A 16,526-nucleotide genomic window follows, 5' to 3' on the forward strand; every position below is an offset into this window, starting at 1 on the left:
AGGTTTGATGGAACCGCAAAGCATGAACTGGTGTCAGTTGAGGCCGAATTCACCGTCGATGAAGTCGAAGATTTCATCGGCGGACGCGGATTCCAGTTGCTCCGCCACCGTGGAGGCGTCCGTCGCCTCGAGCACTCCGTTGCACCTGGCCACCAAACCCTGGAGCCGCAGGGCGATACTGGATTTCTGGTCGAGGCGCAGACCGGTGATCAGCGACTCGACGTCCTCGATCTTCGCGTTCACCCGGGACAGCACGTCGTCGCTGGTCCCGAGCTCGTCCCGGAGGTAGCGCGCGATGGTCAGCGGGGTCGGGTAGTCGAAGACCAGCGTGGCCGGGAGCTTCAGTCCGGTCGCCTCGCGCAGCCGGTTGCGCAGTTCCACCGAGGTGAGCGAATCGAACCCGGTGTCCTTGAAGGCCATTTCCGCCCGGACGTCCTGCGGTCCGGCGTGGCCGAGCACGACCGCGACCTGGGCACGCACCAGGTCGAGGAGCAGGGTCTCCTGCTCCGCCGTGGCGAGTCCGGCCAGGCGGGCGGCCAGCCCGCCGTCGGTGGCGGACGCGGTCCGGGCGATCTGCCGGCCCGCCCGTACCAGGCCCCGCATCAGGTGCGGGACTCCCGCGCCGGCCGCGGCCTGGGTACGCAGCGTGCGCAGGTCCAGGTGGACCGGTACCAGCAGCGGCTGCCCGGAGGCGGCGGCCGCGTCGAGCAGCTCCATGCCCTCCGCCGCCGTCATCGCCTGCACACCGCCGCGTCCGGCCCGCGCCTGGTCGGCGCCGCCGAGGTGGGCGGTCATGGCGGTGGCCTGCTCCCACAGGCCCCAGGCCAGCGACTGTCCGGGCAGGCCCGCGGCGCGGCGGGCGGACATCAGGCCGTCCAGGAAGGCGTTCGCCGCCGCGTAGTTGCCCTGGCCGGCCGATCCGAAGACGCCGGACGCGGAGGAGAACACGATGAACGTGTCCAGGTCCAGGCCGCGGGTCAGTTCGTCGAGGTGCCGGACGGCGTCCGCCTTCGGGGCGAACACCTTCGCCAGCCGCTCCGGGGTCTGCGCGGCGATCACACCGTCGTCCAGCACACCGGCGGTGTGGATGACACCGGTCAGCGGGCGCTCGGCCGGGACCGAGGCCAGCAGCGACTTCACCTGGCCGCGGTCGGACACGTCGCAGGCCGCCACGGACACCGCGGCGCCCTGCTCGGTGAGTTCGGCGACCAGCTCCGCCATGCCCGCGGCGTCCGGGCCCTTGCGGCTGGCCAGCACCAGGCTCCGTACGCCGTGCCGGGTGACGAGGTGGCGGGCCACCAGGGCGCCCAGGGCGCCGGCGCCCGAGACGAGGACGGTCCCCTCGGTCGCGAACACCGCGGGGGCGTCGGGGATCGCACCGCCCGCCCGGACGAGCCGGGGGACGGAGAGGGCGGTGCCGCGTACGGCGACCTGCGGCTCGCCGCTCGCCAGGACCGCGCCGAGCACCGCCTGCGCTCCTTCGGCGGAGGCCGGGTCGGTGTCGATCAGGATGATGCGGTCGGGGTTCTCGACCTGGGCGGCCCGGACGAGGCCCCAGACGGCCGATCCGGCCGGGTCGCTCACCGCGCCGTCACCGGCGGGAACCGCCCCGCGGGTGACCACGACCAGCTGCGACTCCTCCAGCCCGGCCGCGGCCAGCCACGCCTGCACGGCCGCCAGCACGCGGGAGGTCAGCGCCAGGACCGCGTCGTCCCCGTCGGCGCCGCCGCCCGTGGCCTCCAGGAGCGCGGCCGTGGGCACGACGCTCTCGGCGAGGGCCTCGATCTCCTCCGCCGTGGCCACGGGAGTCCACCAGGGTTCGGTTTCCGCCCCCTCGGCCGGGGCCAGCGCGGTCCACTCCACCCCGAACAGGGAGTCGGCGACCGCGGCGGCCGCCGTCGTCTCCCCCTGCCCGACGGAAACGGGCCGGGACACCAGGGAGTCCAGGGTCAGGACGAGGCCGCCGGTCTCGTCGGCCGCCTCGACCGAGAGCGTGTCCGGGCCGGCCGGGGCCAGCCGCACCCGCAGCGCCGAGGCGCCCACGGCGTGCAGCACCAGGCCGTTCCAGTCGAGGGGCTGGCGCGGCCCCTCGGCCTCCTCCACCGCGACCTCGGCCGTCCCGGCCTGGAGGGCCGCGTCCAGCAGCGCGGGGTGCAGGCCGAACCGGTCGGCGTCCTTGCGCAGTTCCTCGGATAGGGCGACCTCGGCGAAGAGCTCCTCGCCGCGACGCCACACCGCCCGCACGCCCTGGAACGCCGGACCGTACGCGTAGCCGCGCCCGGCCAGGCCGGGGTAGAAGTCACCGATCTCGACCGGCTGGGCACCGGCCGGCGGCCAGGCCGCGAAGTCGAACCCGCTACCGGCGCCGCCGGCCCGGGCCGACTCCGCCAGCACACCCCTGGCGTGCCGCGTCCACACGTCGCCGCCCGTGGCGTCCTCGCGCAGCGAGTACACCTCCACGGTCCGCGCACCGGCCTCACCCGGACCGCCCACCGCGACCTGGACGCGTACGCCACCGTGCTCGGGCACCGCCAACGGCGTTTCGATCACGAGCTCTTCCACCGCGCCGAAGCCGAACTCGTCGCCGGCGCGCACCGCGAGGTCCACGTACGCCGCACCGGGCACGATCGCCACTCCGCCGATGGTGTGGTCGGCGAGCCAGGGGTGGGTGCGCAGCGAGAGCCGCGAGGTGAAGACGAGGCCGTCGGACTGCGGCAGCCGCACCGCCGCACCCAGCAGCGGGTGATCGGCGCCGGCGAGTCCCAGCGACTGGGCGTCGGTGGCGGATTCGCCGGGCTGGAGCCAGTAGTGCTGGTGGTCGAAGGCGTAGGTCGGCAGGTCCACGCGCGCCGTCGTGCGCGGCAGGACGCCGTTCCAGTCCACGGCGACACCGCGGACGAACAGCTCGGCCATCGAGGCGAGCAGGCGTCGCGGGCCGCCGTCCTCGCGGCGCAGCGAACCCGTCACCACGGCGTCGGTGTCGCGGTCGGCGTTGTCGACGGTTTCGCTGATCGGCTGGACCAGCACCGGGTGGGCGCTGACCTCGACGAAGACTCCGTGGCCCTGTTCCAGGAGGTCGGCCACGGCGGGGCCGAAGCCCACCTGGCCGCGGAGGTTGCGGTACCAGTACGCGCCGTCGAGGACCTCGGAGTCCCCCACCCACGTGCCGGTGACCGTCGAGTAGAAGGGAATCCTCGGGCTCTGCGCCTCGATGCCGGCGAGCGTCCCGGCGAGCGCCTCGCGGATCGCCTCGACGTGCCGGGTGTGCGAGGCGTAGTCCACCGCGACCCGACGAACCCGGACACCCTCGGCGGACAGGGCCGCCAGGGCCTCGTCCAGCGCCTCGGCGTCACCGGCGATCACCACGGACGACGGCCCGTTGACCGCGGCGACCTCGACCCGGTCCGCCCACGGCGCGATCCGCGCGACGGCCTCGTCCTCGGACAGCGCGACCGAGGCCATACCGCCACGCCCCGCAAGGTCCTTGGCGATCGCCTGGCTGCGCAGCGCCACCACACGAGCGGCGTCCTGGAGCGAGAGCGCACCGGCCACGCACGCGGCCGCGATCTCGCCCTGGGAGTGGCCCAGCACCGCATCGGGCGTGACGCCCACCGACGACCACACCGCCGCCAGGCCCACCATCACCGCGAAGCTCGCGGGCTGCAGGACGTCGACGCGCTCGAGGAGTTCGGGCTCGGCGTCGCCGCGCAGTACGTCGATCAGCGACCAGTCCACGAACGGCTCCAGCGCGGCGGCGCACTCGGCGATCCGCTCGGCGAAGACCGGCGAGGAGTCCAGCAGTTCACGGCCCATGCCCGCCCACTGCGAACCCTGGCCCGGGAAGACCCACACGACCTTGCCCGGGGCGGCCGCGGTCACGGCGCTCCCGGTGACCAGGCCGGGCGCGTCCTCGCCGCGCGCCAGCGCCCGCAGTCCGGCCAGGGCCTCGTCGGCCGATTCCGCCACGACGACCGCGCGCTCGCCGAAGACCGCACGCTCCGACACGAGCGCTCCGGCGATGTCCGCCGGCGGCACCCGGTCGGCGCCCTCGATGAACGCCGCCAGCCGCGCGGCCTGGCCGGCCAGGGAGCCGGCGCTGCGCGCCGACACCACCAGCGGCACCGCCCCGGCGTGCGCCGTCACGGGCTGCCGCGCCTCTTCGGCGGCCGGCGCCGACTCCTCGGGCGCCTCTTCCAGGATCAGGTGCGCGTTCGTCCCGCTGATGCCGAACGAGGACACGCCCACCCGGCGCGGCCGCTCGCCCCGCGGCCAGTCCCGCGCCTCGGTCAGCAGCTCGATGGCCCCGTCGGTCCACTCCACCTGCCGCGAGGGCGCGTCCACGTGCAGGGTCGCCGGGAGCACCTCGTGCCGCAGCGCCTGGACCATCTTGATCACACCGGCGACGCCGGCGGCGGCCTGCGTGTGGCCGAGGTTCGACTTCGACGAGCCCAGCCACAGCGGCTGCTCGGGGTCCCGGCCGCGTCCGTACGTGGCCAGCAGCGCCTGGGCCTCGATCGGGTCGCCCAGGGTCGTCCCGGTTCCGTGGCCCTCCACCGCGTCCACATCGGAGGGGGCGAGCCCGGCGTTGGCCAGCGCCTTGCGGATCACCCGCTGCTGCGAGGGGCCGTTGGGGGCGGTCAGGCCGTTGGACGCGCCGTCCTGGTTCAGCGCGCTGCCGCGCAGCACGGCCAGCACCCGGTGCCCGCGCTCCCGCGCCACCGACAGCCGTTCCAGCAGCACCACGCCGACGCCCTCGGACAGGCCCATGCCGTCCGCGCCGTCCGCGTACGCCTTGCACCGCCCGTCGGCGGCCAGGCCGCGCTGCCGGGAGAAGGCCATGAAGGTGCCGGGCGTGGCCATCACCATCACACCGGCGGCCAGCGCCAGCGAGCAGTCGCCCTGCCGCAGGGCCTGGGCCGCCAGGTGCATCGCGACCAGCGAGGACGAGCACCCGGTGTCCACGGACACCGCGGGTCCCTCGAAGCCGAACACGTACGAGACGCGGCCCGAGGCCACGCTCGACGCCGTCGCCGCGCCCGCGAAGGCCTCCAGCTCGGGAGCGACCGACCCGCCATTGGTCCCGTACCCCTGGGCGGAGACGCCGGTGAACACGCCGACGTCGCTGCCCTTCAGCCCGGCCGGGTCGATGCCCGCGCTTTCCAGCGCCTCCCAGGAGGTCTCCAGCAGCAGGCGCTGCTGCGGGTCCATCGCCAGGGCCTCACGCGGCGAGATGCCGAAGAAGCCCGCGTCGAAGAGGCCCGCGTCGTGGACGAAGCCGCCCTGGCTGACGTACGAGGTGCCCGCACTGTCGGGATCCGGGTCGATCAGCGCCTCCAGGTCCCAGTGACGGTTGTCCGGGAAATCGGAGACGGTGTCGCGTCCGTCGGCCACCAGCTTCCACAGGTCCTCGGGCGAGGACACACCACCCGGGTACCGGCACGCCATGGAGACGATGGCGATGGGCTCCCGCGCCTGGTCCTCGACCTCGCGAAGCCGCTTGCGGGCATCGCGGGCGTCGGCGATGGCCCTCTTGAGGTAGTCGCGGAGTTGTACCTCGTCAGCCACTGAATTCAGCTCCCAGGAAATCGATGTGTGCGAATGCTGTGGGTGGTGTGCTGGGTCCCCGCACCGTCATGCGGGCCGTACGGCCGGGCCCACCCGGGCCCGGCCGTACGGTCCGGCTCAGTCGAGCCGGTCGAAGATCGCGAACAGGTCCTCGTCACTGGCCGTTTCGAGGTCCTGGTCGGACACGTCCGCCGCTCCCGCGGCTCCGGTGGGACCGCCTGCCGTCTCGGCCGCCTTCAGCAGTTCCCGCAGGCGTACGGCGATCCGGTCCCGGGCCTCCTCGTCGGACGCCGCGGACTGGATGGCCGCGTCCAGACCGGCGAGGCCGGCCAGTACCGAGTCGGCGGGGGACGCCTGGTCGACCGCGAGCTCGTCGCACAGGTGGCGGGCGAGCGCCACCGGGGTGGGGTAGTCGAAGACCAGCGTGGCCGGAAGCTTCAGGCCCGTCGCCTCCCGCATCCGGTTGCGCAGTTCCACCGAGGTGAGCGAGTCGAACCCGGCGTCCTTGAACGCCGTCTCCGCCCGCACGCCTTCCAGCCCGGAGTGGCCGAGCACGACCGCGATCTGAGCCCGCACCAGGTCGAGCAGCAGAGCCTCCTGCTCTGCCGCACCGAGCCCGGCGAGCCGGTCGGACAGCTGCCGGCGGTCGTCGCCGGCGGCCGCCGCCTGCGCCTGCTGCCGGCCGACCCGCACCAGACCGCGCAGCAGGGGCGGAACTCCGCCACTGGCCGCCGCGTCGGCGCGCGCACCCCGCACGTCCAGCTTGACCGGCACCAGCAGGGCCCGTCCGGAGCCCAGGGCCGCACCGAACAGCTCCATGCCCTCGGCCGGCTTGAGTGCCGTGATGCCACCGCGTCCCTCACGCCGGCTCATCTGAGCCTTGGTGAGGTCGTCGATGGTGTCCCCCAGGTTGGTGGCCGTGTCCCACGGTCCCCAGGCGAGCGAAAGACCGTGCAGGCCGGCCGCTCGCCGTTGGGCCATCAACCCGTCCAGGAAAGCATTCGCCGCGGCGTATCCGCCACTACCAGCTCCCATAAAGACTGACGACGCGGAGGAGTAGACGATGAACGCGTCGAGGTCCGTGCCCCGGGTCAGCTCGTCGAGGTGCTGCACCGCGTTCACCTTCGGCGCGTACACGTGGGCGAGGCTCTCCGGGGTCAGCGTCCCGACCACTCCGGCGTCGAACACACCGGCGGTGTGCACGATTCCGGTCAGCGGGTGCTCGGCCGGCACGGCGGCCAGCAGGGCCTCCAGCTGGCCGCGGTCGGAGACGTCACAGGCCGCCACCGACACCGTGGCACCCTGCTCGGTGAGTTCGGCTGCCAAGTCCGCCACGCCCTCGGCGTCCGGGCCCTTCCGGCTGGCCAGCACCAGGTGGCGCACGCCCTGCCGGGTGACGAGGTGGCGGGCGGCCAGAGCGCCCAGCGAACCGGCGCCCGAGACCAGGACGGTGCCTTCCGGCCGGAAGAGCGCGGTACCGTCCGCGACTTCTTCGCCGGCCCGGACGAGCCGGGGGACGGAGAAGGTCGTTCCGCGCACCGCGACCTGAGGTTCGCCGCCGGCCAGCACCGCACCGAGCACCAGCTCCACGTTGCCGTCGGCAGCGGGGTCGGTGTCGAGCAGGACGATCCGGTCGGGATTCTCCGACTGGGCGGCGCGCACCAGACCCCATACCGCGGAGCCGGCCGGGTCGGTGACCGCGCCGTCACCGGCGGGGACGGCGCCACGGGTCAGGACGACCAGCCGCGACTCCTCCAGCCCGGTCCCGGCCAGCCACGCCTGGACGACCTCCAGCACGTGGGAGGACAGGGCCAGGACGGCGTCCTCGGCGTCGCCGCCGACCGCGTCCAGGACCGCCGCCTCCGGCACGCCGAGGCCCGATGCCGCGTCCTCGGCGAGGGCCGCCACGTCGTCGGCCGTGCCCACCGGCACCCACCAGGGCGAAGGATCCAGTCCGGCGTCCAGGGACAGCTCGGTCCACTCGACGCCGAACATGGAGGAGCGGCTCTCGTCCGCCGCCGCGGCGTCCAGCTGCTCGACGGACACCGGCCGGGACACGAGCGAGTCCATCGTCACCACCAGGGTGCCGGTGGCGTCGGCGGCCTCGACCGACAGCGCGTCCGGGCCGCACGGAGCGACCCGTACCCGCAGGGCGGAGGCACCGGCGGCGTGCAGGACGAGCCCGTTCCACGCGAACGCCAGCACCGGCTCGCGGGAGGCGTCCTCGGCCGCTCCGGCCGCCGCACCGAAGGTGCCGGCCTGCAGGGCAGCGTCCAGCAGGGCGGGGTGGAGGCCGTACTTGTCGGCTTCCTTGCGCTGCTCCTCGGGCAGGACGATCTCGGCGAACACCTCGTCGCCGCGGCGCCACACCGCCCGCACGCCCTGGAAGGCCGGACCGTAGTCGAACCCGCTCGCGACCAGGTCGGAGTAGAGGTTCCCGGCCTCGACCGGCTGGGCGCCGGCCGGCGGCCAGGCGGTGAAGTCGAACCCGGTACCGCCCGCGGGGGCCGATGCCGAGAGCATGCCGGTGGCGTGCCGCGTCCAGGTGTCCGCGCCGCCCTCGCGGACGGCGTCCTCGCGCTGGGAGTAGACCTCGACGGTCCGCGAGCCGGTCTCGCCCGGTCCGCCGACCGCGACCTGGACGCGTACGCCGCCGTGCTCGGGCACCACCAGCGGCGCCTCGATGACGAGTTCCTCCAGGACCCCGCAGCCGGCCTCGTCGCCGGCGCGGACCGCGAGTTCCAGCAGTCCGGTGCCCGGGAGGAGGACGACGCCGCCGATCGTGTGGTCGGCGAGCCAGGGGTGGGTGCGCAGCGAGAGCCGGGAGGTGAAGACCAGGCCGTCGGACTGCGGCAGCCGTACGACGGCGCCCAGCAGCGGGTGATCGGCGCCGGCCAGACCCAGGGAGGCGGCGTCGGTGGCCGCCTCGCCGGGCTGGAGCCAGTAGTGCTGGTGGTCGAAGGCGTAGGTCGGCAGCTCCACGTGCGCGGAGGTGGCGCCGGCGGGCAGGACGCTGCTCCAGTCCACCGGGACACCGCGGACGAAGAGCTCGGCCATCGAGGCGAGGAGCCTTCGCAGGCCCCCGTCCTCGCGGCGCAGCGAACCGGTCACCACGACATCGCCACCGGTGGTGTCGGCGGTCTCGGTGATCGGCTGGACCAGCACCGGATGGGCACTGACCTCGACGAACACCCCGTGGCCCTGCTCGGCCAGGTGGGCCACGGCCGGACCGAAGCCCACCTGGCCCCGCAGGTTCCGGTACCAGTAGTCACCGTCCAGGACGTCCGCGTCCTCGACCCACGCACCGGTGACCGTCGAGTAGAACGGCACCTTCGGTTCCAGGGCGGCGACCCCGGCCAGTGCTTGGGCGAGCGCGTCGCGGATGTCCTCGACGTGGCGGGTGTGCGAGGCGTAGTCCACCGCGACCCGGCGGACCCGGACACCCTCGCCCGACAGGGCCTCGAGAGCCTCGTCCAGGGCCTCTGCGTCACCGGCGATCACCACCGACGAGGGGCCGTTGACCGCGGCCAGCTCGACCCGGTCGGCCCACGGCTGGATCCGGGCCACGGCCTCTTCCGCGGTCAGTGCGACCGAGGCCATGCCGCCGCGGCCGGCCAGGTCCTTGGCGATGGCCTGGCTCCGCAGCGCCACCACGCGCGCCGCGTCCTGGAGGGAGAGCGCGCCCGCCACACAGGCGGCCGCGATCTCGCCCTGGGAGTGGCCCAGCACCGCGTCGGGCTCGACCCCGGCGGACGACCACACGGCGGCCAGACCGACCATGACGGCGAAGCTCGCCGGCTGCAGGACGTCGACCCGGTCCATGAGCTCGGGGGCGGTCTCGCCGCGCAGGACCGACAGCAGCGACCAGTCGACCCACGGGTCCAGCGCCGCCGCGCATTCGGCGATCCGCTCGGCGAAGACCGGCGAGGCGTCGAGCAGTTCACGGCCCATGCCCGCCCACTGCGCACCCTGGCCCGGGAACACCCACACGACCTTGCCGGGGGCGGCCGCACCTTCGCTGCCGGTCACGACGCCGGGAGCGTTCTCGCCCCGCGCCAGTGCCCGCAGCCCCGGCAGGGCCTCCTCGGCGGAGTCGGCCACGATGACCGCGCGCTCGCCGAAGACCGTACGGTCCGACAGCAGCGCCCCGGCCACGTCCGCCAGCGACACCAAGTCGGCGCCCTGGACGCTCTCGACGAGCGCGGCCAGCCGGCCGGCCTGGCCGGCCAGGGAAGCGGCGCTGCGCGCCGACACCACCAGCGGCACGACACCCGGGGGCGCCTGCTCGGCCGGGACGGTCCGCGCGGACTCGGCGGGCGCCTCCTCCAGGATGAGGTGGGCGTTCGTCCCGCTGATGCCGAACGAGGAGACGGCGGCCCGGCGCGGACGGCCGCCGCGCGGCCACTCGCGGGCCTCGGTCAGCAGCTCGATGGCGCCCTCGGACCAGTCCACCTGGGTGGTGGGCTCCTCCGCGTGCAGCGTGGGGGGCATGACCCCGTGGCGCAGCGCCTGCACCATCTTGATCACGCCCGCCACACCGGCGGCGGCCTGCGAGTGGCCGATGTTGGACTTCAGGGAGCCCAGCCACAGCGGCTGCTCCGGGTCCCGGTCCCGGCCGTAGGTGGCCAGCAGGGCCTGCGCCTCGATCGGGTCGCCCAGCGCCGTGCCGGTGCCGTGCCCCTCGACCACGTCCACCTCGGACGGGGACAGGCCCGCACTGTCGAGGGCCTTGCGGATCACGCGCTGCTGCGAAGGGCCGTTGGGGGCGGTCAGCCCGTTGGAGGCGCCGTCCTGGTTCACGGCGCTGCCGCGCAGTACGGCCAGCACCCGGTGGCCGCGCTCACGCGCCACCGACAGCCGCTCCAGCAGCACCACACCGACGCCCTCGGACAGCACCGTGCCGTCCGCTCCGTCCGCGTACGCCTTGCAGCGGCCGTCCCCGGCCAGACCCCGCTGGCGGGAGAAGGCCGTGAAGCCTCCGGGCGAGGCCATGACCATCGCACCGCCGGCGAGCGCCATCGAGCACTCGCCCTGACGGAGCGCCTGCGCGGCCAGGTGCATCGCGACCAGCGAGGAGGAGCAGGCCGTGTCCACCGTCACCGCCGGGCCTTCGAGGCCGAGCACGTACGACACCCGGCCCGACGCCACGCTGGACACCGATCCGGTGACCGCGAAGCCTTCGAGCTCCGGGGCGTCCGCACCGACGCCGTAGCCCTGGCCGGACACCCCGGAGAACACGCCGACGTCGGTGCCCTTCAGCGAGACCGGGTCGATCCCGGCCCCTTCCAGCGCCTCCCAGGAGGTCTCCAGCAGCAGGCGCTGCTGGGGGTCCATGGCGAGGGCCTCACGCGGCGAGATCCCGAAGAAGCCCGCGTCGAACTGCGCGGCGTCGTGGAGGAATCCGCCCTTGCTCGTGTACGAGGTGCCCGCACTGTCGGGGTCCGGGTCGAACAGGCCGTCCAGGTCCCAGCCGCGGTCGTCGGGGAAGAGCGACACCGCGTCCCGGCCCTCGGACACCAGGCGCCAGAGGTCCTCCGGACCGGCGACGCCACCCGGCAGGCGGCACGCCATGCCCACGATCGCGAGCGGTTCACCCGCATCGGCGGCGGGCGCCGCCGGCGCGGGCGCCACGTCACCGAACTCCTCGCGCAGGTAGCGGGCGAGGGCCAGCGGGGTGGGGTAGTCGAAGACCAGCGTGGCGGGAAGCTTCAGGCCGGTGGCCTCGCGGAGCCGGTTGCGCAGTTCAACCGAGGTGAGCGAGTCGAAGCCGACGTCCTTGAACGCCATCTCCGCCCGGACGCCCTCCGGCCCGGCGTGCCCGAGAACGACCGCGGCCTGGGCCCGGACCACGTCGAGGAGCAGGGCGTCCTGTTCCGCGGCGGTGAGCCCGGCGAGGCGCCCGGCCAGCCCGCCTTCCGTGGTGGCCGCCGCACGGGCGACCTGGCGGCCCGTCCGGACGAGGCCGCGCAGCAGGTGCGGCACTCCCCCGCCGGAGCCGGCCTGGCTGCGCAGCGTCCGCAGGTCCAGCTTGATCGGCACCAGCAGCGCGCGGTCCGCGTGCAGGCCGGCGTCGAACAGGTCCAGGCCCTCGTCCGCCGTGATCTCCAGCACGCCGCTGCGGCTGGCACGCGCCTGGTCGACGCTGCTGAGGTTCGCGGCCATGCCGAGGGTCCGCTCCCACAGGCCCCAGGCGAGCGACAGGCCCGGCAGGCCCGCCGCCCGACGGCTGGACATCAGCCCGTCGAGGAAGGCGTTGGCCGCCGCGTAGTTGCCCTGGGCGCCACCGCCGAACACGCCCGCGACGGACGAGTAGACGACGAAGGCGTCGAGGTCCAGGCCGCGGGTCAGCTCGTCGAGGTGGCGCACCGCGTCCACCTTCGGGGCGAACACCGTCGCGAGCCGCTCGGGGGTCTGTGCCGGGATCACCCCGTCGTCGAAGACACCGGCGGTGTGCACGATGCCGGTCAGCGGGTGCTCGGCCGGCACGGCGGCCAGCAGGGCCTCCAGCTGGCCGCGGTCGGAGACGTCGCAGGCCACCAGCGATACGGCCGCACCGTGTCCGGTGAGCTCGGCGACCAGCTCCTGCGCGCCCTCGGCGCCGGGACCGCGACGGCTCGCCAGGACGAGACTGCGTACGCCGTGCCGGGTGACCAGGTGGCGGGCGACGAGCGCGCCCAGCGCGCCGGTGGCGCCCGTGACCAGGACCGTGCCCTCGGGTCGGAAGACCGCGGGAGCGCCGGCGGCCTCACCTGCGGCCCGGACGAGCCGGGGGACGAAGAGCGAGGTGCCGCGGACGGCGACCTGCGGCTCGCCGCCGGCCAGTACCGCACCCAGCACCGGTTCCACGTCGCCGGGACCGGCGGGGTCGGCGTCGATCAGGACGATCCGGTCCGGGTTCTCGGCCTGCGCGGCGCGCACCAGGCCCCATACGGCCGAACCGGCCGGGTCGGTCACCGTGTTCTCGGCACCGGCGGGAACCGCGCCGCGGGTCACGACGACCAGCTGCGACTCCTCCAGCCCGGTCGCGGCCATCCAGGCCTGCAGGACGGCCAGCACGCGGGTGGCCAGGGCCAGTACGGCGTCCTCGCCGTCGCCGCCGACCGCCTCGAGGACCGCCACGGCGGGCGCTCCGGCGCCCTGGGCCAGGGCCTCCACATCGGCGGCGCCGGTGACCGGCTCCCACCACGGCGAGGGCTCGGTGCCCTCGGCCGGGGACAGCTCGGTCCACTCCACGCCGAACAGCGAATCGGCGGTCGCCGTGTCCGCCGCGGTCTCCAGCTGCTGGGCGGACACCGGCCGGGACACCAGGGAGTCCATCGTCACGACCAGGCCGCCGGTGGCGTCGGCGGCCTCGACCGTCAGCGCGTCCGGGCCCGCCGGGGCGACGCGTACGCGCAGCGCGGAGGCGCCCGCGGCGTGCAGGACGAGCCCGTTCCACGCGAACGCCAGCACCGCCTCGCCGGACTCCTCGCCGGCCGCGTCCGCCGGACCGGCGAAGGTGCCGGCCTGCAGGGCCGCGTCCAGCAGCGCGGGGTGGATACCGAACTGGTCGGCCTCCTTGCGCAGTTCCTCGGGCAGGACGACCTCGGCGAAGACCTCCTCGCCACGGCGCCACACCGCCCGCAGACCCTGGAACGCCGGACCGTATCCGAAGCCCCGCTCCTCCAGGCCGGAGTAGAAGTCCCCCACCTCGACGGCCTGCGCACCGGCCGGCGGCCAGGCCGCGAAGTCGAAGGCCCGGCCCGTGCCGGGTGCCGCCGCGACCGCCAGCATGCCGCTGGCGTGCCGCGTCCAGGAGTCCGCGCCGTCCTCGTCGACGAGGTCTTCGCGCTGGGAGTACACCTCCACCGTGCGGGAGCCGTTCGCGCCCGGGCCGCCGACCGCGACCTGGACGCGTACGCCGCCGTGCTCGGGCACCACCAGCGGCGCCTCGATGACGAGTTCCTCCAGAACCCCGCACCCGGTCTCGTCGCCGGCGCGTACCGCGAGCTCCAGCAGACCGGTGCCCGGAAGGAGGACGACGCCGCCGATCGCGTGGTCGGCCAGCCAGGGGTGGGTGCGCAGCGAGAGCCGGGAGGTGAAGACCAGGCCGTCGGACTGCGGCAGCCGTACGACGGCGCCCAGCATGGGGTGGTCGGCCGTGGCCTGGCCCAGGGAGGCGGCGTCGGTGGCCGACTCGCCCGGCTGGAGCCAGTAGTGCTGGTGGTCGAAGGCGTAGGTCGGCAGCTCCACGCGCCGGGAGGCCGTCTGCGGGAGCACGGCGTTCCAGTCGAGCGCGATACCCCGGACGAACAGCTCGGCCATCGAGGCGAGCAGGCGGCGCGGGCCGCCGTCCTCGCGGCGCAGCGAGCCGGTGATCACCGCATGGGTGCCGGCGTCGGCGTTGTCTACGGTTTCGGTGATCGGCTGGACCAGCACCGGATGGGCACTGACCTCGACGAACACCCCGTGGCCCTGCTCGGCCAGGTGGGCCACGGCCGGACCGAAGCCCACCTGGCCCCGGAGATTGCGGTACCAGTAGTCACCGTCCAGGACACCGGCGTCCTCGACCCACGTGCCCGTGACGGTCGAATAGAAGGGCACCTTCGGCGCCTGCGCGTCGATCCCCGCAAGCGTCTCGGCGAGCGCCTCGCGGATGTCCTCGACATGCCGGGTGTGCGAGGCGTAGTCCACCGCGACCCGACGAACCCGGACACCCTCGGCGGACAGGGCCTCAAGGGCCTCGTCCAGCGCCTCGGCGTCACCGGCGATCACCACCGAGGACGGCCCGTTGACGGCCGCGACCTCCACCCGGTCCGCCCACGGCACGATCCGCACGACGGCCTCTTCCTCGGACAGCGCGACCGAGGCCATGCCGCCACGCCCCGCCAGATCCTTGGCGATGGCCTGGCTCCGCAGCGCCACCACCCGCGCCGCGTCCTGGAGCGAGAGCGCACCCGCCACACAGGCGGCGGCGATCTCGCCCTGCGAATGCCCCAGCACCGCATCGGGCTTGACGCCCACGGACGACCACACCGCCGCCAGACCCACCATCACCGCGAAGCTCGCGGGCTGGAGCACGTCCACGCGCTCCATCAGCTCAGGAGCGGTCTCCCCGCGCAGAACCTCGACCAGCGACCAGTCCACATACGGCTCCAAGGCCGCCGCGCACTGCGCGATCCGCTCCGCGAACACCGGAGAGGCATCCATCAGTTCACGGCCCATGCCCGCCCACTGCGAACCCTGGCCCGGGAACACCCACACGACCTTGCCCGGCTTGGCCGAACCGGCCGCGCTGCCGGAGACCACACCGGCCGTGTTCTCGCCGCGCGCCAGCGCCTCGAGGCTGGCCAGCGCCTCCTCGTTCGAGCCGGCGAGCACCACCGCGCGGTCGGCCAGCAGCGCACGGTCCGACACGAGCGCCGCGGCCACGTCCGCCGGCGACACCCCCTCGGTGCGCTTGACGAAGGCCGCCAGCCGCCCGGCCTGGCCGGCCAGGGAAGCGGCGCTGCGCGCCGACACCACCAGCGGCACGACACCCGCGGGCGCCTGGTCTGCGGAGGCGGACTCCGCCTCCTCGGCGGGCGCCTCTTCCAGGATCAGGTGCGCGTTGGTGCCGCTGACGCCGAAGGCGGACACGCCGGCCCGGCGCGGGCGCTCGCCCCGCGGCCACTCCCGCGCCTCGGTCAGCAGCTCCACCGCACCCGCGGACCAATCGACCTGCGGGGTGGGCGCATCCACGTGCAGGGTCGCCGGAAGCACACCGTGCCGCAGCGCCTGCACCATCTTGATCACACCCGCCACACCCGCGGCGGCCTGCGTGTGACCGATGTTCGACTTCAGCGAGCCCAGCCACAACGGCTGCTCCGGGTTCCGGTCCTGGCCGTAGGTGGCCAGGATCGCCTGCGCCTCGATCGGGTCGCCGAGCGTCGTGCCCGTGCCGTGGGCCTCCACCGCGTCCACATCGGACGGGGTGAGGCCGGCTCCGGTCAGCGCCTTGCGGATGACCCGCTGCTGCGAGGGACCGTTCGGGGCGGTCAGGCCGTTCGACGCACCGTCCTGGTTGACCGCGCTGCCGCGCAGTACGGCCAGCACCCGGTGGCCACGCTCACGCGCCACCGACAGCCGCTCCAGGACGACCACGCCGACACCCTCGGCCCAGCCGGTGCCGTCGGCAGCCGAGGAGAACGCCTTGCAGCGGCCATCGGCGGCCAGGCCGCGCTGGCGGGAGAACTCCACGAAGGCGCCGGGCGTGGCCATGACGGTCGCACCGCCGGCGAGCGCCATCGAGCACTCGCCCTGACGGAGCGCCTGCGCCGCGAGATGCATCGCGACCAGGGAGGACGAGCACGCCGTGTCCACGGTGACCGCCGGGCCTTCGAGGCCGAGCACGTACGACACACGGCCCGAGGCCACGCTCGACAGCGTTCCCGTGACCCCGAAGCCCTCGGCCTCCGGCGCGTCCGCGCCGGCCCCGTAGCCCTGGGTGGACGTGCCGGAGAACACGCCGACGTCGCTTCCCTTCAGCGAGACCGGGTTGATGCCGGCCGCCTCCAGGGCCTCCCAGGACGTCTCCAGCAGCAGCCGCTGCTGGGGGTCCATGGCGAGGGCCTCACGCGGCGAGATCCCAAAGAACCCCGCGTCGAACTGCGGAGCCTCGTGGAGGAATCCGCCCTGGCTGGTGTAGGAGGTGCCCGCGTGGTCGGGGTCCGGGTCGAAGAGACCCTCCAGGTCCCAGCCGCGGTCGTCGGGGAAGGACGTCATCGCGTCCCCGCCCTCGGCCACCAGGCGCCACAAGTCCTCCGGCCCCGCAACGCCACCCGGCAAACGGCACGCCATGCCCACGATCGCTATCGGCTCGCGGGAAGCGCCGAGGAGCTGGCGGTTCTGCTTCTTCAGCGAACCGACCTCTTCGAGCGACTTCCTCAGCGCCTCGACGACCTTTTCATACGACGCACTCACTTAACTGCCCCAATCATTTC

Annotated in this window: 2 protein-coding genes; both read right to left on the reverse strand. The window is 74.4% G+C overall.

The genetic code is table 11. The features are described from left to right. Window positions 1-33: 33 nt before the first annotated feature. Window positions 34-5,565: an SDR family NAD(P)-dependent oxidoreductase gene (locus tag AB0D66_RS00995; protein WP_362294639.1), complete on the reverse strand. Its 5,532-nt coding sequence runs from the start codon at window positions 5,563-5,565 to the stop codon at window positions 34-36. 117 nt (window positions 5,566-5,682) lie between these two features. Continuing rightward, window positions 5,683-16,506, reverse strand: a complete 10,824-nt coding sequence (locus AB0D66_RS01000; protein WP_362294642.1) for a type I polyketide synthase — start codon at window positions 16,504-16,506, stop codon at window positions 5,683-5,685. Window positions 16,507-16,526 lie beyond the last annotated feature (20 nt).

This window comes from Streptomyces sp. NPDC048270 (assembly GCF_040652335.1).
GTDB lineage: Bacteria > Actinomycetota > Actinomycetes > Streptomycetales > Streptomycetaceae > Streptomyces.